Raw genomic sequence first — 21,795 nt, 5'->3', positions numbered from 1 at the left:
TGTTACTCCGCCAGTTGGGTGTTGACCCAGCAGAACGTGCCGAGGCAGAAGCACGGAACCGGCTCGGTGGGCTCACCGGCCAGGTTGTCCACTCGCAGGATGTCCTGAGGTGCCCCGGCGGCGCCGTCCAACCAGGAGGCCGCGAGCGCGGCGGCCCGCGCCCGAATCACGCTGACGGTGTCTGCTCCGAAGTCGCGCATGTGTCTCTCCCGAAGTGGCGCATCTGGTTCCCTGCACGGAGCGGCGATTGCGGATAGGATGAAGTCAGCTGTGGGTATCTGGACTACCCACAGCTGTTTCATGTCCCGGCTGTCCCGCGAGGGGCCCAGTCCGGCTTCTTCCCCGATCGCCTTCCGTACCTCTGGTGTTTCGGCTGCGTTGCGGATCAGTGTTTCCCCCCGCCGTCACCAGCGGTAGGGCACCGTGCACCTCCCACCCATGACAGTTGTCATGCCCCCACGCCACCCCGCCCCTCTCCCCGGTGTTGACGAGACTATTCCTTAGGGGAATAGTGGAGGCATGTCGACCACGCATGTTCTGCTCGGGGTGCTTGCGGCGCAGGGGGTCAGCCACGGTTATGAGCTCAAGCGTGAGCATGACCGCAGGCTGTTCGGAGTCCGGCCGCTGGCCTTCGGGCAGCTCTACACCACACTGGCCCGGATGCTCCGCGACGGACACATCGCGGAAGCGGCGCACGAGCGGGCAGGCGGGCCGGATCGGGTGGCCTACCGGCTGACCCCGCAGGGCAGGACCGAACTCGACGGGTGGCTCAGCCAGGTGATGCCGCCGGCGGTGCACATCTCCGCCGAGCTGTTCGTGAAGGTCATCGTGGCGCTGCTCGCCACCCCGGACGAAGGCACCGCCCGGTCGTTCCTGGCCGCGCAGCGCGCCGCCCACCTGGCCCGGATGCGGGAGCTGACCGCGGTCAAGACCGGCGGACAGGCTTCGGTGACCGAGCTGGCCGCCGCCGACTACCTGCTCAACCACCTCGACGCCGACCTGCGCTGGATGGCCACCACGATGGACCGGATCAGCCAGCTCCGGGCGGAGGTACGGTCGTGACCGAGGCCATCCTGCGGGCGGAGCACATCGAGAAGTGGTACGGGCCGACCCCCGCCCTGCGGGACGTGTCGTTGCAGGTGGACCCGGGTGAGATCGTCGCGGTCACCGGCCCCAGCGGCTGCGGCAAGTCGACCCTGCTGCACTGCCTGTCCGGCATCCTGCGCCCCGAACGGGGCAGGGTGTGGTTCCAGGAGCGGGAGATCAGCGCCGATGGTGAGGCGGAGCGCTCCCGGTTGCGTCGTACCGTCTTCGGGGTGTTGTTCCAGTTCGGCCAGGTCGTGCCGAAGCTGACCGGGATCGAGAACGTGACCCTGCCGCTGCAACTCGGCGGCCTGCGCTACCGGGAGGCGGCCCGGCGGGCCCAGGACCTGCTCGACCGGCTGGCCGTCGGCGACCTGGCCGACAAACGCCCCGGTGAGATGTCCGGCGGCCAGCAGCAGCGGGTGGCCCTGGCCCGCGCCCTGGTCACCGAACCTCAGGTGCTCTTCGCGGACGAACCGACCGGGGCCCTGGACAGCCTGGCCGGTGAACAGGTCATGGTGGAGTTGGTCCGGCTGGCCCGCCAGCACGGCACCACCGTGCTGGTGGTGACCCACAACGCGCAGGTGGCCGCGTACGCCGATCGGGAGATCACCCTGCGCGACGGCCGGGTCGACAGCGACGGCCGCTTCCACGGCGGCGGTCGGGTTCTGGCCCGGGAGGAGGCGCGGTGAGATCGGCCAGCCTGTTCCGCCTGGCTTTCGTCGGTACCCGCACGGACCGGGCTCGGGTGCCGGTCACCGCGGCCGGTGCGGCGATCGCGGTGCTGGTGCTGCTCTGCTGCGCCACCGTGCTGGCCATCGATCCGGCCGTCGGGCGGTACCACAACCGGATGCTCACCCAGCCGAGCCTCCTGCTCAATGTCGCCGTGGCGATGCTGCTGTGCAGCATCCCGATCCTGTTCCTGGTGGCACAGTGCGCCCGACTCGGGGCGCCCGCCCGCAACCGCCGACTGGCGGCCCTGCGGATGGCCGGCGCCACCCCTAGGCAGATCACCTGGGTCGCCGCCGTGGAGACCGGGCTGGCGGCGATGATCGGCTCGGTGGTCGGCGTGGTCGGGTACCTCACCGGGCGGGTGCTGCTCGACCGCCCGAACCCCGAGGGGGTACGACCACTGCCGACGGACGTGCTGCCGTCGACCACGGTGATCGTCGCCGTAGCGCTCGGGGTGCCGTTGCTGACCACCCTGCTCACCGTCGTCCTGCTGCGTCGGGTGGCCATCACCCCCTTCGGGGTGCTGCGGCAGAGCCGACAACAGCCGGTACGGGCCTGGCCTACCCTGCTGCTGGGGCTCGGCCTGGCCAGCCTGGTGTCGATCAGTGCGGTGATGCGCAGCGAGTACGTCCGGTAGGGCGGGTTCGGTGCCAACCGGGACGACCTGTTCGTCATCGCCCTGCTCGGCTGCACCGTCGTGATGCTGCTCGGTCTGATGTTCACGGTGGCCTGGATCGGCTACCGCAGCGCCCGGCTGCTGCTGCGGGTGACCCGGCGACCCAGCGCGTTGATCGCGGCCCGGCAGATCCTCGCCGACCCGCACGCCGGCAGCCGCAGCTTCACCGTCATCCTGGTCGTCACCGCCTTCGGTGCCGCCGCGATGATGCTGCACTCCTGGCTGGACACCGACGTGGCGGTGCGGACGGCCGCGATGCTGGACCCGGCGCTGGGCTACGACACCCCGCCCCTGGACCTCGGGGGCACCGCGGCCTTCCGGTCGGAGGTCCGCACCCTGGTCGACGCGGTGCGGTCAGTCTCATCGGGGTGGCCGCCCTCACCCTGCTGATCGCTCTGGTCGAGGCCGGGGTGGCCCGCCGCCGGGCCATCGCCGCCCTGGTGGCCGGCGGCACCCCGAGGGCGGTGCTGGCTCGCGCCCTGTGCTGGCGGGTGCTGCTGCCGGCGGTACCCGGCATCGCCATCGCGGGCCTGGTCGGACTGGCCGGGATGCGGGCCTTCACGACGACCGCCACCGCGGGTTGGAGCCGGATGGTCTGCGTCGGCACCCCGGCCGAGTGCGCCGGGCCGGACGCCCAGCGCCACCTGGAGTACCGCCAGGTCACCCACACCCTGCAGACCTCGGTGCCGTGGGCCGATGTCGGGGCGGTGATGTCGATCGCGCTGCTGGCCGTGCTCCTGGTGATCGGGGCGAGCGTGCTGATGCATCGCTCCGCCACCGATCCCGCCGAACTGCGGGCCGGCTGAGCCCTCGGCGTCGGGGGTGGGCGACCGTCGGGAGCGCTGACCAGGTTGCTGTCCTTTGTGGCCGGTCCGGATGCGGGTCCTCCCCGGGGGTGTCATAGGCTGCCGTCCGGTCGTAGCCGGGCGAGGAGTGAGATGACGCGCACTGTCCGTGGTCCGTTGCACCGGCTAGCCGCCCGGTGCCAGGCCCTCGTCGGCGCCTCCTGGTTCAACCTGGCCAGCTTCGCCGTGGTCATCGTCAACGCGGTGGCCCTGGGCCTGGAGACCTACGGTGTCGTCGTAGCGATCGTGGGCAGCGCGTTGCGGGCGGTCGAGTACGTCTGTCTCACCCTGTTCGTGCTGGAACTGCTGGTGCGTCTCGGTGCCCACGCACCGACCTTCGGCGGGTTCTTCCGGGACCGGTGGAACGTCTTCGACCTGCTGATCGTGGCCGCTCCGCTGCTGCCCGGGGTGCGGGAGAACGTGACCCTGCTGCGGCTGTTGCGGCTGGCCCGCATCGTCCGGGCGTTCCGACTGTTCCCCAGCCTGCGGGTGATCCTGGTCGGCATCCGACGCAGCCTGCCCGGACTGGCCAGCTTCCTGCTGGTCACCGCCCTGCTGCTGTACGGGTACGCGATGCTGGGCTGGATGCTGTTCGGCACCGCCTACCCGGAGGAGTACGGCAGCGTCGGGCAGGCCATGCTCACCCTGTTCCTGCTGCTGTCGCTGGACGGCATCACGGACACCCTCCAGGCCGGCCGTGAGGTGACCGGCTGGGCGGTGCTGTACTACGTCTCCTACATGGTGGCCGCCTGCTACCTGCTGACCAATCTGCTGGTGGGTCTGGTGCTGACCGCTCTGCAGGAGGCGCACCAGGACGAGCAGGTCGCCGCCCAGCGGGGCGACCGCCCGACCGGTGGGCACGCCGAGGAGGAGCCGTCGGTCCGTGAGCAGTTGGCCCGGGTGCAGGCCATCATCGCCGACCTGGAACGGCGGCTGCCGGAGCAGGAACTCATCGGCACGGCCGCCGGTCGGGTGGAGGCCGCCCCGGCCGCCTCGGCCGCTGACGCCGTTGACGCCGGGTCGGCCGCCGAGGTCGGCACCCTCGTGCTGCCCAAGCCGCCGGTGCAGCGGCGGTCCCGGACCAGGGGACGCCGCCGGCGCCGGTGACGGCCCCTACCGGGTGGCGGTCAGGGTCACCGGTACGGAGACCAGCTTGGTGGGGGAGCCGTCGACGGCGGACACCTCGTACGCCTCGTACGCCTCGATGGTGCCGGGTTGCTCCCGGGCCAGCCGGTAGCGGAGGGTCAGCCGGTAGCCGCCCCGGCAGCCGGTGCCGCAGGTGGCGGTGGTGAAGGCGGTGGCCCAGGTGATCGCGCAGTACGGCTCGCCGGTGGCCGCCGCCGTCGTACCGGCGGTGGCGGTCGTGGCGGCGGTGGTCAGGAGTACGGCGCAGGTCACCGTCAGGGCGGCGAGGGTTCTGCTGATCCGCATCGCGGTCTCCTCTCTGCTGTCGGCCAGCCCGTGCGGGCCGACGTTCGTGGACTCCACCATCGACACGCCTCGACACCGAGCCTTCACCATGACGTCACAGCGGGGTAACAGCCGGTAAGGCGGTATGACACTTCCGCGATGACACCCTATTGACCGATCTCTACTAACATCCACGGACATCGATCGTGGTGCGTCGATGCGCCACGGGTATCCGCAGGGGAGTAGAGATGATCCGACGACGACTGCTGCGCGCGGCAACCGTCGCGCTGGCAGCGGTGCTGGCCGCGACCGGGCTACAGGTGGCCACCGCCGCCGGCGCTTCCGCGGCCCGAACCGTCTACTACGACGCCAGTCGGGCCGGCGAGTTCCGGACCAACTTCGACCAGGCCGCCCAGATCTGGAACAGCAAGGTCAGCAACGTCCGGCTGGTGCCCGGCACTCCCGCCAACGTGACCATCCTGGTCGACACCGGCTGGCCCCGGGCCCAGGTCACCGGGCTCGGCTCCGGACGGATCTGGATGGGCTGGCAGGCGGTCAACCAGGGCTACCACCGCACCCGGATCGCCACCCACGAGTTCGGTCACATCCTCGGCCTGCCCGACCGGCGTACCGGCCTCTGCTCGGACCTGATGTCCGGCAGCAGCGCCCCGGTGTCCTGCACCAACGCCAACCCCAGCGCTGCCGAGGCCAGCCGGGTCAACCAGCTCTTCGCCGGCAGCCGCAGCACCGCCGAGGTCGCCGAGACCTACACCTGGACCGGGGACGAGACCGGCGGGATCGGCATCCAGGTGGTCAACGGGCGCCCGGCCACCGAGAACTACCCCTGGCTGGTCTACACCTCCGGCTGCACCGGCACCCTGATCAAGGCCAACTGGGTGGTCACCGCCAAGCACTGCTCGACCCCCTCCTCGGTGCGGGTGGGCAGCACCAACCGCAGTAGCGGCGGCACCGTGGTCCGGGTCAGCCGGGCGGTCAACCACCCGAGCATCGACGTCAAGCTGTTCCAGCTGGCCAGCTCGGTCACCTACGCGCCGGCCCCGATCCCGACCACCTCGGGTGCGGTCGGCACCGCCACCCGGATCATCGGCTGGGGCCAGACCTGCGCCCCCCGGGGTTGCGGCTCCGCCCCGACCGTCGCGCACGAGCTGGACACCTCGATCGTGGCCGACAGCCGGTGCCTGGGCATCAACGGCCCGTACGAGATCTGCACCAACAACACCAACGGCAACGCCGGTGCCTGCTACGGCGACTCCGGTGGCCCTCAGGTGCGGAAGATCAACGGCGTGTGGAACGTGATCGGTGCGACCAGCCGCGCCGGCAACAACAGCTCCACCTGCGCCACCGCCCCGTCCATCTACGGTGACCTGCCCTCGATCCGCTCCTGGATCAACACCCAGGTCGGCGGCCTGCCCGCCTGACCCTGACACCGCTCGATCACGTGGTGCCCGCAGGTCCGACGGTGGACCTGCGGGCACCACCCCGCTGCGCGGGGCGGCGGGGGAGGGCGGCTGCCGCCGTGGAATAGTGGCTGGTCGTGAAACGGTATGGGGTACTGATCCTGCCTTCGAGCAACCGGGTGTACTCCGGGGCGGCGGTCGAGCTGACGCGGGCGGAGCTGGAGATCTTCGGTGAGAGGGTGCTCGGCGGACGCCTCGGGGCGGTGCAGACGGCCACCGTGGGCGGGGTCGACTACGTCACCTTCGGGGTCGAGGAGGGGCTCAGCGAGCGGGAGGTGGCGCTGCTGAGCAACCTGTCCAGCGCGTACGCCATCTTCGAGTTCGTCGAGGATCTGCTGCGCCCGGTGCCGCTGACCCGGCTGGACCGCTTCGACGACGACCTGATCACCATCCTCAAGTACCCCGGCAAGACCAACGAGCAGTTCACCAAGCTGCTGCTCAACCTCACCCTGCTCGCCTCGGACTCGGCCGACGAGCTGCTGACCCGGCGGTTCCGGGTACTCGATCCGCTGTGCGGCCGGGGGACCACCCTCAACCAGGCGATGATGTACGGCTTCCACGCCGCCGGCCTGGACCGCGACAGCAAGGACTTCGAGGCGTACCAGGCGTTTCTCACCACCTGGCTCAAGCGCAAACGGGTCAAGCACCGGGTGCTGGAGTCCGGTCCGGTACGCCGGGAACGCAAGGTGGTCGGCCGTCGACTGCGGCTGGAACTGGCCGCCTCGAAGGAGGCGCACAAGGCCGGCGACGTGCAGACCGTGGACGTGGTAAGCGCCGACACCACCCGGGTCGGTGAGTTCTTCCGCCCGGAGAGCGTCGACCTGGTGGTCGCCGACGCACCGTACGGCGTGCAGCACGGCAGTCGTACCAACGACGGGCTGGCCCGCGACCCCCTGGCCCTGCTCGCCGCGGCCGTGCCGGGCTGGGCCCGGCTGCTGCGCCCCGGCGGCGCGCTCGGCATCTCCTGGAACACCAACGTGGCCCGCCGGGAGGCCGCCGCCGAACAGCTGACCGCCGCCGGCCTGACCGTGCTGGACCACGGCCCCTGGCGCACCCTCTCTCACCGCGTCGACCAGGCCATCGTCCGCGACATCCTCATAGCCCAAAAACCCACTCCCTGACCCACCCTGGCCGCCCCTCGCCCCGCCCGCCCTCCCTGTCCGCGCCCCTGTCCGCGCTGATCTTGCACTTTTGGTCGCTGTTACACGGCTTTTGTGGCTTATGCGGCGACACAAAGTGCAAGATCGCCGGGGTGGGTTGGGTCGGCGGGGCGGGGACGGGGCGAGGTCAGCCGTGGCGGGGCGGGCGTGGGAGTGGGAGTGGATGTTGACGGGGGTGGGTGGGGGTGGGAATATCGACTGCTATGAGTGTTAGCGCTCACAGTTTCAGTGAGCTGCGGGACTAGTGGCAGGAGTGGGGATGGGTAGGAAGGCACGATGGCTTGCGGTGGCGGCTGCGGTCGCTCTCGCGGTCAGCGGTGTGGTGGTGTCGGGCGGGGCCGCCAGCGCGGAGTCCAACGGTGGGGTGCGGGTGATGCCGCTCGGTGACTCGATCACCGAGGGCACCCAGATCCCGGGGGGCTACCGGATCGGCCTGTGGCAGCGCCTGGTCAACGGCAGATACACGGTGGACTTCGTCGGGTCGCAGTTCAACGGGCCGACCAGCCTCGGTGACCGGGACCATCAGGGGCACCCGGGCTGGCGCATCGACCAGATCGACGCGAACATCGTCAACTGGCTGAACACCCAGCGGCCGCAGACCGTGCTGCTGCACATCGGCACCAACGACATACTCCAGAACTACCAGGTCAGCACCGCCCCGAACCGGCTCTCCACCCTGATCGACCGGATCACCAACACCGCTCCCACCGCGGAGGTGTTCGTCGCGCAGATCATCACCCTGTCGAACACCAACCAGGCGGCGGCGGTACGCACCTTCAACGCGGCGATCCCCGGCATCGTGCAGAGCAAGGTGAACGCGGGCAAGCGGGTCCACCTGGTCAACATGCACGCCGCCCTGACCACCGGCGACCTGATCGACGGCGTCCACCCGACCGCCAACGGCTACGACAAGATGGCCGCGGTCTGGTACAACGCCCTGCAGTCGGTGCCCGGCAGCATCGGCACCCCCGGTAACGGCGGCACCCCCACGCCCACGCCCACCCCCACCCCGGCTCCCGGCACCGGCGCGATCGTCGGCAACCAGTCCGGCCGGTGTGTCGACGTGCCGGGTTACAGCACGGCCAACAGCACCCAGTTGCAGTTGTGGGACTGTCACGGCGGCACCAACCAGCAGTGGAGCTACACCTCCGGTCGGGCCCTGACGGTCTACGGCAACAAGTGCCTGGACGCCGAGGGGTACGGCACCTCCCCGGGCACCCGGGTCACCATCTACGACTGCCACGGCGGGACGAACCAGCAGTGGAACCTCAACGCCAACGGCACCATCAGCGGGGTGCAGTCCGGCCTCTGCCTGGACGCCAACGGTGGGGCAACGGCCAACGGCACCCGGCTCGTCCTGTGGACCTGCAACGGCCAGCCCAACCAGCAGTGGAGCCGACGCTAGCGGCAGCCGGCCACCACCGACGGTAGCCGCATGCGGGGGTGCGGCCGGCGGTACGACCACCGCCGGCCGCACCCCTCGGCCGGTCAGCGGGAGTGGGCCTGTGGGCGGGCCGGGGTGGAGCCGAAGGCGGTGAGGAACCGGTCCCGGAAGGAGTCCATCGGCCAGACCGGGGCGGCGGCATCCGGGGTCAGACCATCCTGCCAGCCCCAGTCGGCGATCCGCTTCAGTACGGCGGGATCCTTCGCGAGCAGGTGGATCGGCACGTCCGCGCTGGCATTGTCCCCGGTGATCACCGGGGCGGGCTGGTGGTCACCGACGATCACCAGCACGGTGTCGTCGTCGCCGTGGGTCTCCAGGTAGGAGATCAGGGTACGCAGGGTGTAGCTGACCCCGTGCCGGTAACCCGTGCGGGCCTGCGCCGCCGGGGTACCGATGATGCCCTTGCGGAACACCTCGCCGTCGTCGATGTCCGCCCAGTCGACCAGGGAGGGCACCTTGGTCCAGGGGGAGTGGCTGGAGACCAGGGCCAACTCGGCCATCACCGGACGGTCCCGTGGGCCGACCCGCTCCCGGTGGTGGAACTCGTTGATGGCGTACTGGTCCGGCATCGGGGAGAAGGCGAACCTGGGGCCCCGGTAGCCGAGGTCGGGGCCGTTGTAGAACTGCTCGTAGCCGTAGAACTTCCCCTCCGGCCAGGCCTGGTTGACCGCCGGCATCACCCCGACGGTACGCCAGCCGGCGCCCTGGAAGGCTTCCCCCAGGGTGAACCGGTCACTGGCCAGCAGGCTCTTGTGTCGCTGGTTGTTGTCGATCCACAACCCGGACAGCAGGGTGGCGTGCGCCAGCCAACTGCCGCCGCCGATGGTCGGTGAGGTGAGGAATCCGCTGCGCGAGGAGAACCCGGCCGCCTGCAACCGGCCGGCGCCCTCGTCCAGCAGCCGCTGCACCGAGGCGAACTCCGGGTCGGAGACGGCGTCCCGGCCGTAACTCTCCACGAAGGCGATCAGGACGTCCTTGCCCCGCAGCCCGGTCAGCAACTGGTCGGCCGGTACGTCCCGGAACCGGTCGGTCCCCACCTCGTCGCGGAAGGCCGCCCGGTCGTTGATCCGCTCCCGTACCTCCGCCACGTGGTCGTAGACGATCGCGCTGGCGTTGGTGTCGGCGACCAGCACCCCGGTCACGATCCGCGCTTGGAAGACGGCGAGCAGGGCCCACACCAGCACCAGCGACGCCAGGACCCGGGTGCTGGCGGTGCGGTGGCGCACCAGCAGCTTGGACAGTCGTACGGTGGACAGGGCGGTCAGCACCGGCAGGGCCACCAGCACCAGCACCACCCCCACGGCGATGGCGGTCGCCGCCGGCCGACCGATCGACTCGGCCAGGAAGGCGAACGCCTCGTCCAGCAGGGACCAGTCCAACACCAGGTCGAACGGGCGCCCCAACGAGGAGTAGAAACCGAGATCGCCGATCTTCACCAGCACGACCAGGCCGAGCAGCAGCCCGGCCAGGGCGGCGACCATCCGGCGGGGTCGGCCGGGCAGGGCCAGCAGTGCGGCGGCCAGCAGCAGGGCCTCCAGCGGGATCCGCAGGAAGGCCCCGGGCTGCATCCGCCAGGGCTGGTGAGGCAGGGTGAAGGCGGCCAGCACCAGGGCGACGGCCAGCACGGTGACCACTCGGGACAGCACCCGCCGACGCCGGCTGACCGGCTTGTCGACGCTGGTCGCCTCGGCTGCGGAGTCGGTCGTGGGGTGGCTCTCGTCGGTGCTGGTCGTCAGCACCGCATCAGAGGTCGACAACTGGTTTCTCCCGATCAGCGCAGCGACAGCACGGGCGCGGCGGACAGGTCGCGTTCGTCCACCCGGTCGAGCGGGCGTACCCCCCGGGGAGCGGTCGCCACGACGATCGCGGCGGCGGTACGCGGCACCCGGTGCCGCCACAGCCAGACCACGTCCCGACCGAACGACTCGACCAGCAGGCCGAGCGCCACCACCAGCAGCAGGGTGTTCACCGGCGCGGGCAGTACCGGGGAGGCGGCGAGGGCCAGGGTGATCCCCTGGACCGCGGCGACCACCTTGCGCCAGTACCGGTACGGCAGCGGGGCATCCATCCAGGGCAGCACCCCGCCGGCGGCGAGGAAGGCGTACCGCATCAGGCCGATGGCGAGCACCCAGATCCCGACGGAGGGCGCCACGTAGATGCTCAGCACCAGCACCAGGATGGAGTCGACCTCCATGTCGAAGCGGGCGCCGAACGCACTGGCCGTGCCGGTGCGGCGGGCCACCTTGCCGTCCACGGCGTCCAAGGCCAACGCCACCGCTGCCAGCCCGCCGAGCACCGCCGCCGGGGCGGGCCGCCCGGTGAGCAGGGCCTCGGCGATCAGTGCGGTCACCGCCCCGACCAGCAGGCCACGACCCATGGTGACCCAGTCGGCCGGGCCCAGCCGGGATGAGCCGGCGCGCCCCAGTCCCCGTAGCAGCGCCAGGCAGGTCCCGACCCCGTACGCCAGGCCCGCCAGCCAGCCCGCGACACCGAGACCTACCGTCATGGCGAGCCCGGCCAATAGGACAACCTGGACGATCAGCCCGATGTACGGACCGGTTCGAACTGTGGACACCGTGCCTCCGTGTTTATGATCGACGACCCCTGTCGAGAAGTACGGAAAACATGACGGATCGGTTCGGTCCGGACGCAGGTGAGGAGAATTGCCCGTGACGCGACCCGCCCGCGCCTTCTGGCTGCGCGCACCCGGTGCGGGAGAGCTCCGTCCGGTGACGCTACCCGAGCCCGGCCCGGACGAGGTGCAGGTACGCGCCCTGTTCTCCGGAGTCAGCCGGGGCACCGAGACCCTGGTCTTCACCGGCCAGGTGCCGGAAAGCCAGTACGCCACCATGCGCGCCCCCTTCCAGGAGGGCGACTTCCCGGCCCCGGTCAAGTACGGCTACCTCAGCGTCGGCGAGGTCGAGCGGGGGCCGGCCCACCTGCGCGGACGTACGGTGTTCTGCCTGTATCCACACCAGAGCGCCTATGTGGTGCCGGTCGACGCGGTGACGGTCGTACCGGAGCAGGTGCCGGCCTCCCGCGCGGTGCTGGCCGGCACGGTGGAGACCGCGGTCAACGCACTGTGGGACGCACCACCCCTGCTCGGCGACCGGGTCAGTGTGGTCGGCGCCGGCATGGTCGGTTGCGCCGTGGCGGCCCTGCTGGCCCGCTTCCCCGGGGTGGCGGTGGAACTTGTCGACACCGACCCCACCCGGGCCGAGGTGGCCGCCGCCCTGGGGGTCGACTTCGCCGCGCCGCAGGCCGCGACCGGCCGGCGGGACCTGGTGGTGCACGCCAGTGCCAGCGCCGCCGGCCTGCAACTCGGCCTGGACCTGCTGGCTCCCGAGGGGACCGTGCTGGAACTGAGCTGGTACGGCGACCGGGCCGTGGAGTTGTCGCTGGGGGCGGCGTTCCACTCCGGACGGCTGACCATCCGCAGCAGCCAGGTCGGCCGGATAGCCCCCGCCCGGCGCAGCAGCCGGGGCTACGCCGACCGGATGGCCCTGGCCCTGGACCTGCTGGCCGACCCGGTGTTCGACACCCTGATCACCGGGCGGTCGGCCTTCGCGGAACTGCCCGAGGTCCTCGCTCGACTCAGCGCGGGCAGCCTGCCCGCGCTGTGCCACCTCATCACCTACGACGGGGAGTGAATCCGTGTTCAGTGTGACCGTCCGTGACCACATCATGATCGCCCACAGTTTCCAGGGCGAGGTCTTCGGCCCCGCGCAGCGGCTACACGGTGCCACCTTCGTGGTCGACGCCACCTTCCGCCGCCCGGATCTCGACCCCGACGGCATCGTGGTCGACATCGGACTGGCCACCGACCAGCTCAAGGCGGTACTGGCCGAGCTGAACTACCGCAACCTGGACGAGGAGCCCGCCTTCGCCGGCACCAACACCACCACGGAGGTGCTGGCCCGCACCATCGCCGACCGGCTCGCCGACCGGGTGCACGCCGGTGACCTGGGGGCGGGGGCGCACGGGCTGACCGGCCTCACGGTCACCCTGCACGAGTCGCATGTCGCCTGGGCCAGTTTCGAACGGTCACTGTCGGGGGCGAGCGGCACCGGCGCCTGACATGCCGACCGTGCACGTGGTCCTGCCCGGCGACATCGACGACCCGACCACCCCCAGCGGCGGCAACGGCTACGACCGGCGGGTCTGCGCCGGACTGGCCGGCGCCGGTTGGTCGGTGCACGAACATCCCGTACCGGGATCGTGGCCGACCCCGACGGCGGCGGAGCAGGCCCGGCTCGCCGAACTGCTCACCACTCTGCCCGAGGGGGCTCTGGTCCTGATCGACGGGCTGGTCGCCTCGGTGGTGCCGGAGGTCCTGGCGGCACACGCCGGCCGGTTGCGGCTGGTCCCGCTGGTGCACCTGCCCCGCGACGACGACACCGAGGCGCGGGCCCTGGCCGCCGCCGCCGCCATCGTCGCCACCAGCACCTGGACCCGGGACCGGCTGCTGCACCGGTACGCCCTACCGCCGTCCCTGGTGCATGTCGCCGCCCCCGGGGTGGACCCGGCGCCGCCGGTAGCCGGATCGCCGGCCGGGTCGGCGCTGCTCTGCGTCGCCGCGGTCGCCGCCCACAAGGGCCAGGACCTGCTGATCGAGGCGCTGGCGGGGGTGGCCGACCGGCCCTGGACCCTGACCTGTGTAGGCCCCCTGCACCGGGAACCGGACTTCGTCGACCGGCTCCGCACCCGGATAGCCACCCACCGCCTGGGTGACCGGATCCGGCTGACCGGTCCGCTGACCGGTGACCGGCTGGCCGCCGAGTACGCCGCCGCTGACCTGCTGGTGCACCCCTCACGGGGGGAGACCTACGCGATGGTGGTCACCGAGGCCCTGGCCTGCGGCCTCCCGGTGCTGGCCACCGCGGTCGGTGGCCTGCCCGACACCCTCGGCCGGGTGGCCGGGGAACGCCCGGGGCTGCTGGTGCCCCCGGAGCAGCCGCAGGCGTTGGCCGAGGCGCTGCGGCGCTGGCTGGAGGACCCCACCCTGCGCGAGCGACTGCGTGGCGCCGCAGCCCGGCGCCGAGCCACCCTCGACGACTGGACCAGCACCACCGCCCGGATCACCACGGCCCTGGAAGAGGCGATGGCGTCATGACCGAACACCGGACAGTCCAGGAGGTGCCCATCGAGCTGCCGCCGGACTTCGCCCAGTGGCTGGCGCTGCGGGAACCGGCCGACGTGGCCGCCCGCGCCACCGACCTGGTCGAGGCGGTACGTGCCACGTTGACCGGTGACCGGCCGTACGTGGTGCACGACCTCGGGGCCGGCACCGGGTCGTTGGGCCGCTGGCTGGCCCCCCTGCTGCCCGGCCCGCAACACTGGATCCTGCACGATCAGGACCCCGACCTGCTGGCCCGGGCCTGCGCGAACATGCCCACCCGCGCCGCCGACGGCGCCCCGGTGACGGTGCAGACCCGTCGGGGTGACCTGACCCGGCTGAGCGCCACCGACCTGGCGGGTGCGGCGCTGGTCAGCGCCTCGGCCCTGCTCGACATGCTGACCGGAGCCGAGATCGACCGGCTGGTGGCCGCCTGTGCGAGGGCCGGCTGCCCGGCCCTGTTCCTGATCTCGGTCACCGGCACCGTGCGGCTGACCCCGGCCGACCCCCTGGACGCCGAGGTCGCGGAGGCGTTCAACGCCCACCAACGTCGTGCCGTGGGCGGCCGGCAGTTGCTCGGGCCGGACGCCGTGGAGGCCTGCGCCGCCGGGTTCACCCGGCACGGGATGACCGTGCGGACCCGGCCCAGCCCCTGGCGGCTGGGGCCGGAGCAGGCCGCCCTGACCGGGCAGTGGTTCGACGGCTGGCTGGAGGCGGCCTGCGCGCAACGCCCGGAACTGGTCGACCGGACCCGTGAGTACGCCCAGCGTCGGCGACAGGAGGCTAACGCGGGCCGACTCGGGGTACTGGTCGACCACACCGACCTGCTGGCCGTCCCTCGTTGAACCGGCGGCGTGCCGGTTACGTGCGTACAGTCAGGGAAAGATCACCATGCCGGGGAGGCTTGCGTGGCGGATGAAGCTGGTGGCGCCGGGTCCCCGGCCGCCCCGGCCGGCCGGTCCTTCTGGGGCTGGCTGCGTCTGGCGCTCGGGCTCGCCGTACTGGTGGGGCTGCTGTGCTGGCTGGGCATCGACCCCTTCCTGGTCGGGCTGCGGCTGATCGACGCCCCCGCCCTGGCCGCCGCCCTGGCCCTCGGGGTCCTCACCACGGTCTGTGCCGCCTGGCGGTGGAGCCTGGTGGCCGGTGGGCTCGGGGTGCGGCTGCCGCTGCGTGAGGCGGTGGCCCACTACTACCGGTCGGTGTTCCTCAATGCCACCCTGCCCGGCGGGATCCTCGGCGACGTGCACCGGGCGGTGCGCCACGGCCGTGACGTCGGTGACCTGGGTCGGGGCATCCGGGCCGTGGTCTGGGAGCGGGTAGCCGGTCAGGTGGTGCTGGTAGCCCTGGCCGTGGTGCTGCTGTTCGCCTTCCCGTCGCCGGTGCAGCCGTACCTGCCGGTGGCCACCCTGGTCGTGCTGGCTGCCTTCGGGGTCGTGGTGCTGGCCGCCCGCCTGCTGCCGGACTCCGGTGCCTCCCGGTTCACCCGTACCCTGGTCGGCGCCGTGTCCGACGTGCGTCGTGGGCTGCTGGGCCGACGGGTCTGGGTCGGGGTGCTGGTCGCCTCCGCCCTGGTGGCCGCCGGGAACCTGGCCACCTTCCTGGTGGCCGCCCGCACGGTCGGTTCCACCGCCCCGCTGACCCTGCTGCTGCCGTTGACCCTGCTGGCCCTGCTCGCGATGGGGGTGCCGGCCAACGTCGCCGGGTTCGGCCCCCGCGAGGGGGTGGCCGCGTGGGCCTTCGCCGCCGCCGGCCTGACCGCCGCCGAGGGGGTGGCCACCGCAACGGTGTACGGCGCCCTGGTGCTCGTCGCGAGCCTGCCGGGGGCGGCCGTGCTGCTGGCCCGTCGTGTCCGTGTACCCGCCACCGTATGACGAGGAGAGCCATGTCCGAATCACTGCCTGTCGCCACCATCCGGACGCAGGTCACCGTGCCGCTGCGCTTCTCCGACGGCTACCACACCACCGCCCGGCTGCACACCTTCGACGGGCTGGTCGACGGCCGCGAACACCTCGCCTTCGCCCTCGGCGACCACACCAACGGGGCGGTGCCGCTGGTCCGTCCGCACAGCGAGTGCCTGACCGGCGACGTGTTCGGCAGTCAGCGCTGCGACTGCGGTCCCCAGTTGCGCGAGGCCGTGCAGCGCATCGCGGAGGTCGGCGGGTACCTGCTCTACCTGCGGCAGGAGGGTCGCGGCATCGGTCTGTACGCCAAGCTCGACGCCTACGCCCTCCAGGACGCCGGGCTGGACACCTTCGAGGCCAATGTGGCCCTGGGCCATGACGAGGACGAGCGGGACTACACGGTCGCCGCGCAGATGCTCGCCGCCCTGGGGGTCGGGCCGATCGCTGTGCTGACGAACAATCCGGAGAAGACCGACCAGCTCAGCAGGCTCGGTGTCACCGTGACCGAGCAGGTGCCCACCGGGGTGTTCCTCTCCCCGGCCAACGCCGACTACCTGGCGGCCAAGGCCAGCCGCGCCGCCCGCGCCGCCGACCTCCCCGCCGTCCGGTGACCGGCCGGGCCACGGCCCGTCGGCCGTACGTGCTGCTCAGCTGCGCCACCTCGATCGACGGCTACATCGACGACGCCAGCGACGAACGGCTGATGCTGTCCAACGACGCCGACCTGGACCGGGTCGACGAGGTACGCGCCAGCTGCGACGCCATCCTGGTGGGCGCCGGCACGGTCCGCCGCGACGACCCCCGGCTGCTGGTGCGCTGCGCGGATCGCCGCGGCGACCGGATCGCCCGTGGCCTGCCGGAGTCCCCGATCCGGGTGACCGTGACCGGCTGCGGGGACCTGGACCCGACGGCCCGGTTCTTCACCGTCGGTGACACCGAACGGATCGTCTACTGTGCCAGCGCCGCGTGTGAGAAGACCCGGCACCGGCTGGGGGAGCGGGCCACAGTGGTCGACGCCGGTGACCCGATCGACCTGGCCCGGGCCCTGACCGACCTGGCCGACCGGGGGGTACGCCGACTGCTGGTGGAAGGGGGCGCCCTGGTCCACGGCCAGTTCCTCACCGCCGGGCTGGCCGACGAACTGCACCTGGTGGTGGCACCCTTCTTCGTGGGCGACCGCCGGGCACCGCGCTTCGTCGGTGACGGCCGCTTCCCGTGGCATTCCGCTCGACGGGCCCAGGTGGTCGAGGCCCGCCAGATCGGCGACGTGGTGCTGACCCGCTACGCCCTGTCGGAACGCTGCGAGCCGGCCTGAGCGCCCGGGTCCCCCTCTTGGTGACGGTCTCCGGTCCTGTCGAGCTGATAGCGCAGACGGGTCGAGACGCCGGTGAGCTGGTCGGCTCGGTACCAGCGGCCGTCGCTACCTGTTGGGGGCATCGCGCAGCACCCGGGATGTGGTTACCTGCTGACATGCCGCATCCCATCATGTTCGACGAGGCAGACCCGCTGCTGGGTCGGCTGCGGACGCTGGCCCTGGCCTTTCCCGACGCGGCCGAGAAGGTCTCCCATGGGCGTCCGGCCTTCTTCACCACCAAGGTCTTCGCCTACTACGGCGGTTCGGTGAAGGTCGACGGCGGCTATCGCCAGCACGATCAGTCGGTGATCGTGCTGGTCGACCCCGAGGAGCGTACGGCCCTGCTGACGGAGGAGCGGTGCTTCGTGCCGGCCTACCTGGGGGCCTACGGGTGGGTGGGGGTGGACCTGACCGACGACACCGACTGGGACGAGGTCGGTGAGCTGCTCGACGCCAGCTACCGACGGACGGCCGGGGCCCGCAGGATCGCGCGGCTCGACTCCCTAGGGTCCTGAACACCCCCGCGGCTCAGCCGAAGGCACCGGCACGGGCGGCGGTGGCCACGCTGCGGGACCGACCTGGCGCGAATCCTCAGGGGATGAGCCGGTCGAGCAGGTCGAACCGCTCGTACGGCTGGTCGTGGTCGCCGAAGTGCCCGTCGTCGCGCACGATCTGGGTGCCGCCGAGCCGCTCGAACATGGCGCGTCCCTGCCGGTCGTCGCAGCCGTACGGATCGGTGCGGGAGTTGATGAAGTAGATGTCCCGCACATGGTCCCGGATCGCGGCCCAGTCGTAGCTCGGTTGCAGGACCGGCTCCTCCTCCGTGTGGGGTGGGGTGCAGTAGCCGGCCACCAGGATCGCCTGGGCCACGGTCACCTCCAGATGTTCCAGGAGGGCCAGCAGCAGGGCCGCCCCGCCGGAATGACCCACCAGGACGGTGTCCTCGTCGAAGGTGTGGCTGGCCAGCAGCTTAGGTAGCAAGGTGGCGATCGGCTCGATGTTGATGCCCGGATGGTGCGGCACCTCGACGGCGTACCCCCGGGTGGCGAGCCGCTCGGCCAGCCACGGGTACCAACAGTAGGTCGGTTTGCCGCCGGTCCCGTGGAAGATGATCGCATTGCGTCCCACCGTGCCCCCTTCGAGTCCCGCCGATCCAATCACCCGGGTCCGACACAGTGGCGGCCGGATCACCGCCCCTGCGCCGGAGCGGCGGGGTGCGGGGCGCGGTTGAGGAACATCAACCGGGCCCGCTTGTCCGGCAGGTCGATCAGGGGTCCTTCGACGAAACCGGCCCGCTTCAGCCGGGCGATCGCCTTGTCGTTGCGGGCGTCCGGCTCCATCACCAGCCGCCGCCGGGTGGGGTCGGTGAAGACGAAGGCGATGAACTCGGCCAGCAGGGTGCCGGTGAAGCCCGGCTCGGGGCGTACCGGGGTGCCGATCAGCAGGTGACCGCCGTGGTCGCCGGGGCGGACCGGGTAGCACTCGCCGACCGGGTCGTGTTCGGGCTGGTAGGTCTGGAACAGCGCCACCGGCTGCCCGTCGCGCAGGGTCAGCCAGGCGTGGTGGGTGGGCAGGGAGTCGACGTACCGGTAGATCTCGGCCACCCGGTCGCGGTCGGCGTCGCGCATCCCCCAGAACCGGGCCCGTTCCTGGCTGACCCAGCCGTGGATGACCTCGGCGTCGGCATCCGGATCCACCGGCCGGAAGGTGACCAGCCCGAAGCCGGGGACCTGCCGTCGGTAGTGGTCAGTCATCGTGCTCCTCGGTCAGCCGGTCCCAGTCGACTGTCACCTCGATCAGGTCGCCGCGTACCCACAGGGGCAGTTGGTCGTCGTGGTGCGGCCCGGCGCCGGTGGCGCCCAGCGGCACCACCCACCGGCTGTTCTCCCGCCGGGCCAGGTCCCACACGTAGCGGGCGGACGGGCCGCGCCCGCACAGGTCGGTGACCCCGGGCAGGCTGGAGGTGGCCAGCACGCAGTCGTGGTCCCCGGCCAGTTCCGGTCCCGGCGGGGCGGCCGGGTCGGGCAGGGCCCGCCACGGTGCCAGCCGGTGCCGCTCGCCCCAGGGGCGGGTGTCGTCCGCCGCCGCGACCTGTTCGGCCGCCGCCCGCACCAGCTCCACCGGGTCCAGGCCGGGCAGGTCGGCGCGGAGCAGGGAGGGCAGGGCGTACCCGATCCGGGTAGGCAGGGTCAGCCAGGGCGCGAACACCTCCGGGTGGGCCGGTGGTGCGGTCAGCTCCGCCAGCGCCGGATGGGCGGCGAGGGCGTGGACCACGGCCGCCCGCAGGTCGGCGAAGCGGGCCGCGTCCCGGCTGTCGGCGGCCATCCGGCGGTCCCAGCGCAGCAGCCGGTCCCGCAGCGCCTGCCCCTGAGCGCTGAGTCCATCCACCTCGGCCAGCAGGTCCAGCAGGGGACCGGCCGCCGCCAGGTAGGTGTCGGTGTGTACGGCGGCCAGCTGCTCGGTCCGCCAGTCGGTGCGCTCGCCGAGCAGCTCACGGATCCGGTCGGCCCGGTACGGCGGGGCGTACTCCACCCCCAGCCCGGCGGAGATGCCCCGTTCGTTGGCCATCACCGCCACCTGGTCCACCGGGCGTTTCGGCATCGGATGCCAGCCCTGCCAGGCGTACCCCGGCTCCCAGGCGGGCACCACCCGCAGCCCGTTGTCCGGGTGGCGGCGGGGGACCCGGCCGGCCACCCGGTGCAGCAGCCCACCGGCGGTGTCCGCGGCCAGCACCACGTTGACCGGCTCCACCCATCCGTCGAGGGCGGCGTCCAGGTCGTCGACCGTACGGGCGTGCAGCAGGGCGGGCAGTACGGCGAAACCCAGATCCCCGGTGACCCGGGGCGGATACCGCAGGCTGACGGTCACCTCGGGCTGCTCGTCCGGACCCCCGGAGATCACCGGCCCCCGCTCGGTCTCGATCACCTCGACCTCGACCGGTGCGCCACCGGCCACCTCGATGGTCTCGACCTGCCGGTGCACCGGCTGCCACCCCTGCGGCCCGTACGCCTGCACCAGTTCACCGTCGCGGCGCAGGCGTTCGGCGTACACGTCCTGGTAGTCGGCGGAGGCGTTGGTGATGGCCCAGGCGAGGCTGCCGGCGTGCCCGAAGTGGGCGATGCCCGGCACCCCGGGCACGGCGAAGCCGAGCACGTCGTACGCCGGGCAGGCCAGCCGGATCTGCTGGTAGATGCCGGGGGCCTCGATGAACCGGTGCGGGTCACCGGCGATCAACGCCGCCCCGGTGGCGGTGCGGTCGGCGGCGAGCAGCCAGCCGTTGCTGCCGGAGGTGAGGTGCCCGTCGACGGCGAACAGCCGGGCCGCGCCCGGACCGAGCCGGCGGATCACGTGTTCGCGCCAGAGCTTGCCCGGGAAGCCGGCGAAGAGCACATGGTGGCCGAGCCAGATCGCCAGGGGTGTCCACGGTTCCCAGCGTCCGGGGCTCAGCCCGGTGGCGGCGAACTCGGGGGCCCGCGCCGCCCCGGCGGCCAGCCCGGCGTTGACCCCCTCGACGTAGCGGCCCACCCAGGCGGCGGTAGCCGGGTCGAGGGCGGCGTGGCAGCGGCGGGCGGTGTCGTCCAGGCGTACCCGGCGGGCGAAGCTGTCCCAGGCCAACGCCTCCGGCCCGAGGAAAGCGGCGCTGGTGCCCTGGGACCGGTGCCGTTCCACCTCGATCTGCCAGGCCCGGTCCCGCGCGGTGACCTGGCCCTGGGCGAAGGCCAGCGCCAGGTGATCGTCGGCCCGCAGATGCGGAATCCCGTACCCGTCGCGGTAGCGCTTGCTCATGCCCGGCCTGCCGTGCGGATCCGGGCGGCCGGGATGACCAGGGGGGTGCCGGTCTCCGGGTCCTCGATGACCCGGCAGGGCAGCCCGAAGACCTCCTCGACCAGTTCGGCGGTGACGATCCGGCCGGGTTCCCCGGCGGCCACCACCCGCCCGCCGCGCATCGCGATCAGGTGAGTGGCGTAGCGGGCGGCGTGGTTGAGGTCGTGCAGCACCGCGACCAGAGTACGGCCCTGCTCCTCGTGCAGCCGGGCGCACAGGTCGAGCACCTCGATCTGGTGGGCGATGTCCAGGTAGGTGGTCGGCTCGTCGAGCAGCAGCAGGGGGGTCTGCTGGGCCAGCGCCATGGCCAACCAGACCCGTTGCCGCTGGCCGCCGGAGAGCTCGTCGACCAGCCGGTCGGCCAGGTCGGCGACCCCGGTAGCGGCCATCGCCTCGGCCACGATCCGTTCGTCCTCGCGGGACCACTGACGCAGCAGCCCCTGGTGCGGGTAGCGGCCCCGGGCCACCAGGTCGGCCACCCCGATGCCGTCCGGTGCGATCGGTGACTGGGGGAGCAGTCCGAGGGTACGGGCCACCGCCCGGGCCGGCCGTCGCTGGATGTCCTCCCCGTCCAGCAGCACCGCCCCGGCGGCCGGTTTCAGCAGCCGGGACAACGCCCGCAGCAGGGTGGACTTGCCGCAGGCGTTCGGGCCGATGATGACCGTGAAGGACCGGTCCGGCACCTCGACGGTCAGGTCCTCGGCGACGATCCGCCGTTCGTAGGCCAGCCGTAGTCCGCTGCCACCCAGCCGGGAGGTCGGCATGCTGGTT

General features: G+C 72.0%; 25 protein-coding genes. 17 read left to right on the top strand and 8 right to left on the bottom strand.

The features are described 5' to 3' along the window. Nucleotides 1–2: 2 nt before the first annotated feature. Nucleotides 3–200: a hypothetical protein gene (locus OIE53_RS08535; RefSeq protein ID WP_327026042.1), complete on the bottom strand. Its 198-nt coding sequence runs from the start codon at nt 198–200 to the stop codon at nt 3–5. A gap of 319 nt (nt 201–519) precedes the next feature. Between OIE53_RS08535 and OIE53_RS08530 the strand changes: the two genes are divergently transcribed. The 6 genes from OIE53_RS08530 (at nt 520) to OIE53_RS08505 (ending at nt 4,443) form a co-directional block, all read left to right on the top strand. Next, a complete protein-coding gene (locus OIE53_RS08530) occupies nt 520–1,062 on the top strand; it encodes a PadR family transcriptional regulator (RefSeq protein WP_327026041.1) in 543 nt (180 codons plus the stop codon). Further along, nucleotides 1,059–1,775: an ABC transporter ATP-binding protein gene (locus OIE53_RS08525; RefSeq protein WP_327026040.1), complete on the top strand. Its 717-nt coding sequence runs from the start codon at nt 1,059–1,061 to the stop codon at nt 1,773–1,775. The genes OIE53_RS08530 and OIE53_RS08525 overlap by 4 nt, the downstream gene beginning before the upstream one ends. Beyond that, entirely contained in the window at nt 1,772–2,452 is a 681-nt protein-coding gene (locus OIE53_RS08520) for an ABC transporter permease (protein WP_327026039.1), read from the top strand. The genes OIE53_RS08525 and OIE53_RS08520 overlap by 4 nt, the downstream gene beginning before the upstream one ends. A gap of 60 nt (nt 2,453–2,512) precedes the next feature. Next, nucleotides 2,513–2,881 (top strand): hypothetical protein, encoded by a 369-nt coding sequence (locus OIE53_RS08515; protein WP_327026038.1) that lies wholly within the window; start codon nt 2,513–2,515, stop codon nt 2,879–2,881. Continuing rightward, complete coding sequence (locus OIE53_RS08510) at nt 2,860–3,297, top strand: hypothetical protein (RefSeq protein WP_327026037.1); 438 nt, start codon at nt 2,860–2,862, stop codon at nt 3,295–3,297. Before OIE53_RS08515 ends, OIE53_RS08510 begins: the two co-directional genes overlap by 22 nt. A 132-nt stretch (nt 3,298–3,429) precedes the next feature. Then, nucleotides 3,430–4,443 carry an ion transporter gene (locus OIE53_RS08505; RefSeq protein ID WP_327026036.1) on the top strand — a complete coding sequence of 338 codons (1,014 nt, stop codon included), beginning with the start codon at nt 3,430–3,432 and terminating at the stop codon, nt 4,441–4,443. Between the two features lie 6 nt (nt 4,444–4,449). Here the strand turns inward: OIE53_RS08505 and OIE53_RS08500 are convergent, their stop codons facing one another. Continuing rightward, nucleotides 4,450–4,827 carry a hypothetical protein gene (locus tag OIE53_RS08500; protein ID WP_327026035.1) on the bottom strand — a complete coding sequence of 126 codons (378 nt, stop codon included), beginning with the start codon at nt 4,825–4,827 and terminating at the stop codon, nt 4,450–4,452. A gap of 167 nt (nt 4,828–4,994) precedes the next feature. Here OIE53_RS08500 and OIE53_RS08495 point away from each other — a divergent pair, with 167 nt between their 5' ends. The 3 genes from OIE53_RS08495 (at nt 4,995) to OIE53_RS08485 (ending at nt 8,789) form a co-directional block, all read left to right on the top strand. Continuing rightward, nucleotides 4,995–6,185 carry a snapalysin family zinc-dependent metalloprotease gene (locus tag OIE53_RS08495; RefSeq protein ID WP_327026034.1) on the top strand — a complete coding sequence of 397 codons (1,191 nt, stop codon included), beginning with the start codon at nt 4,995–4,997 and terminating at the stop codon, nt 6,183–6,185. A gap of 116 nt (nt 6,186–6,301) precedes the next feature. Further along, entirely contained in the window at nt 6,302–7,345 is a 1,044-nt protein-coding gene (locus tag OIE53_RS08490) for a TRM11 family SAM-dependent methyltransferase (RefSeq protein WP_327026032.1), read from the top strand. Between the two features lie 298 nt (nt 7,346–7,643). Beyond that, nucleotides 7,644–8,789, top strand: coding sequence for a ricin-type beta-trefoil lectin domain protein (locus OIE53_RS08485; RefSeq protein WP_327026031.1), 1,146 nt, complete (start codon nt 7,644–7,646; stop codon nt 8,787–8,789). Nucleotides 8,790–8,872: 83 nt separating this feature from the next. Here the strand turns inward: OIE53_RS08485 and OIE53_RS08480 are convergent, their stop codons facing one another. Together OIE53_RS08480 and OIE53_RS08475 are read right to left on the bottom strand one after the other, a co-directional pair. Further along, on the bottom strand, nt 8,873–10,585 hold the full coding sequence (locus OIE53_RS08480) for a sulfatase-like hydrolase/transferase (protein WP_442791383.1): 1,713 nt from the start codon (nt 10,583–10,585) through the stop codon (nt 8,873–8,875). A 14-nt stretch (nt 10,586–10,599) separates the two neighbouring features. Further along, nucleotides 10,600–11,403 (bottom strand): CDP-alcohol phosphatidyltransferase family protein, encoded by an 804-nt coding sequence (locus OIE53_RS08475; RefSeq protein WP_393339099.1) that lies wholly within the window; start codon nt 11,401–11,403, stop codon nt 10,600–10,602. A 94-nt stretch (nt 11,404–11,497) separates the two neighbouring features. On the opposite strand from OIE53_RS08475, the gene OIE53_RS08470 reads away from it, so the two are divergent. The 8 genes from OIE53_RS08470 (at nt 11,498) to OIE53_RS08435 (ending at nt 17,714) form a co-directional block, all read left to right on the top strand. Then, nucleotides 11,498–12,478, top strand: coding sequence for a zinc-dependent alcohol dehydrogenase (locus tag OIE53_RS08470; protein WP_327026028.1), 981 nt, complete (start codon nt 11,498–11,500; stop codon nt 12,476–12,478). A 4-nt stretch (nt 12,479–12,482) separates the two neighbouring features. Beyond that, nucleotides 12,483–12,905 carry a 6-pyruvoyl trahydropterin synthase family protein gene (locus tag OIE53_RS08465; RefSeq protein ID WP_327026027.1) on the top strand — a complete coding sequence of 141 codons (423 nt, stop codon included), beginning with the start codon at nt 12,483–12,485 and terminating at the stop codon, nt 12,903–12,905. Between the two features lies 1 nt (nt 12,906). Further along, a complete protein-coding gene (locus OIE53_RS08460; protein WP_327026026.1) occupies nt 12,907–13,941 on the top strand; it encodes a glycosyltransferase family 4 protein in 1,035 nt (344 codons plus the stop codon). Further along, entirely contained in the window at nt 13,938–14,789 is an 852-nt protein-coding gene (locus tag OIE53_RS08455) for a class I SAM-dependent methyltransferase (protein ID WP_327026025.1), read from the top strand. The genes OIE53_RS08460 and OIE53_RS08455 overlap by 4 nt, the downstream gene beginning before the upstream one ends. Nucleotides 14,790–14,852: 63 nt before the next feature. Beyond that, nucleotides 14,853–15,815, top strand: coding sequence for a lysylphosphatidylglycerol synthase domain-containing protein (locus tag OIE53_RS08450; protein WP_327026024.1), 963 nt, complete (start codon nt 14,853–14,855; stop codon nt 15,813–15,815). Between the two features lie 11 nt (nt 15,816–15,826). Continuing rightward, the gene (locus tag OIE53_RS08445; protein ID WP_327026023.1) at nt 15,827–16,456 is read left to right on the top strand and encodes a GTP cyclohydrolase II; all 630 of its coding nucleotides are present in this window, start codon (nt 15,827–15,829) and stop codon (nt 16,454–16,456) included. After that, nucleotides 16,453–17,160, top strand: a complete 708-nt coding sequence (locus OIE53_RS08440) for a RibD family protein (protein WP_327026022.1) — start codon at nt 16,453–16,455, stop codon at nt 17,158–17,160. The genes OIE53_RS08445 and OIE53_RS08440 overlap by 4 nt, the downstream gene beginning before the upstream one ends. Before the next feature lie 155 nt (nt 17,161–17,315). Further along, on the top strand, nt 17,316–17,714 hold the full coding sequence (locus OIE53_RS08435) for an MmcQ/YjbR family DNA-binding protein (RefSeq protein ID WP_327026021.1): 399 nt from the start codon (nt 17,316–17,318) through the stop codon (nt 17,712–17,714). Between the two features lie 76 nt (nt 17,715–17,790). On the opposite strand, the gene OIE53_RS08430 is transcribed toward OIE53_RS08435, so the two are convergent. From OIE53_RS08430 to OIE53_RS08415, 4 genes are read right to left on the bottom strand one after another with little or no spacing between them, the layout of a single operon-like run. Then, nucleotides 17,791–18,327, bottom strand: a complete 537-nt coding sequence (locus tag OIE53_RS08430) for an RBBP9/YdeN family alpha/beta hydrolase (protein WP_327026020.1) — start codon at nt 18,325–18,327, stop codon at nt 17,791–17,793. Nucleotides 18,328–18,386: 59 nt separating this feature from the next. Then, nucleotides 18,387–18,953 (bottom strand): GNAT family N-acetyltransferase, encoded by a 567-nt coding sequence (locus OIE53_RS08425; protein WP_327026019.1) that lies wholly within the window; start codon nt 18,951–18,953, stop codon nt 18,387–18,389. Further along, nucleotides 18,946–20,985 (bottom strand): penicillin acylase family protein, encoded by a 2,040-nt coding sequence (locus OIE53_RS08420; RefSeq protein ID WP_327026018.1) that lies wholly within the window; start codon nt 20,983–20,985, stop codon nt 18,946–18,948. The genes OIE53_RS08425 and OIE53_RS08420 overlap by 8 nt, the downstream gene beginning before the upstream one ends. Further along, the gene (locus tag OIE53_RS08415) at nt 20,982–21,788 is read right to left on the bottom strand and encodes an ABC transporter ATP-binding protein (protein ID WP_327026017.1); all 807 of its coding nucleotides are present in this window, start codon (nt 21,786–21,788) and stop codon (nt 20,982–20,984) included. Before OIE53_RS08415 ends, OIE53_RS08420 begins: the two co-directional genes overlap by 4 nt. Nucleotides 21,789–21,795: the final 7 nt, after the last annotated feature.

Source organism: Micromonospora sp. NBC_01739, assembly GCF_035920385.1.
Lineage (GTDB): Bacteria > Actinomycetota > Actinomycetes > Mycobacteriales > Micromonosporaceae > Micromonospora.
Note: the sequence above shows the minus strand (reverse complement) of the source record. Positions and strands in the feature narration are given on the sequence as shown.

Bases quoted from the DNA above. Each gene is read 5' to 3' on its own strand.
- OIE53_RS08535 (WP_327026042.1), bottom strand. From the start codon at position 200: ATGCGCGACTTCGGAGCAGACACCGTCAGCGTGATTCGGGCGCGGGCC.
- OIE53_RS08530 (WP_327026041.1), top strand. From the start codon at position 520: ATGTCGACCACGCATGTTCTGCTCGGGGTGCTTGCGGCGCAGGGGGTC.
- OIE53_RS08505 (WP_327026036.1), top strand. From the start codon at position 3,430: ATGACGCGCACTGTCCGTGGTCCGTTGCACCGGCTAGCCGCCCGGTGC.
- OIE53_RS08500 (WP_327026035.1), bottom strand. From the start codon at position 4,827: ATGGTGGAGTCCACGAACGTCGGCCCGCACGGGCTGGCCGACAGCAGA.
- OIE53_RS08495 (WP_327026034.1), top strand. From the start codon at position 4,995: ATGATCCGACGACGACTGCTGCGCGCGGCAACCGTCGCGCTGGCAGCG.
- OIE53_RS08485 (WP_327026031.1), top strand. From the start codon at position 7,644: ATGGGTAGGAAGGCACGATGGCTTGCGGTGGCGGCTGCGGTCGCTCTC.
- OIE53_RS08460 (WP_327026026.1), top strand. From the start codon at position 12,907: ATGCCGACCGTGCACGTGGTCCTGCCCGGCGACATCGACGACCCGACC.
- OIE53_RS08455 (WP_327026025.1), top strand. From the start codon at position 13,938: ATGACCGAACACCGGACAGTCCAGGAGGTGCCCATCGAGCTGCCGCCG.
- OIE53_RS08445 (WP_327026023.1), top strand. From the start codon at position 15,827: ATGTCCGAATCACTGCCTGTCGCCACCATCCGGACGCAGGTCACCGTG.
- OIE53_RS08435 (WP_327026021.1), top strand. From the start codon at position 17,316: ATGCCGCATCCCATCATGTTCGACGAGGCAGACCCGCTGCTGGGTCGG.
- OIE53_RS08425 (WP_327026019.1), bottom strand. From the start codon at position 18,953: ATGACTGACCACTACCGACGGCAGGTCCCCGGCTTCGGGCTGGTCACC.
- OIE53_RS08420 (WP_327026018.1), bottom strand. From the start codon at position 20,985: ATGAGCAAGCGCTACCGCGACGGGTACGGGATTCCGCATCTGCGGGCC.
- OIE53_RS08415 (WP_327026017.1), bottom strand. From the start codon at position 21,788: ATGCCGACCTCCCGGCTGGGTGGCAGCGGACTACGGCTGGCCTACGAA.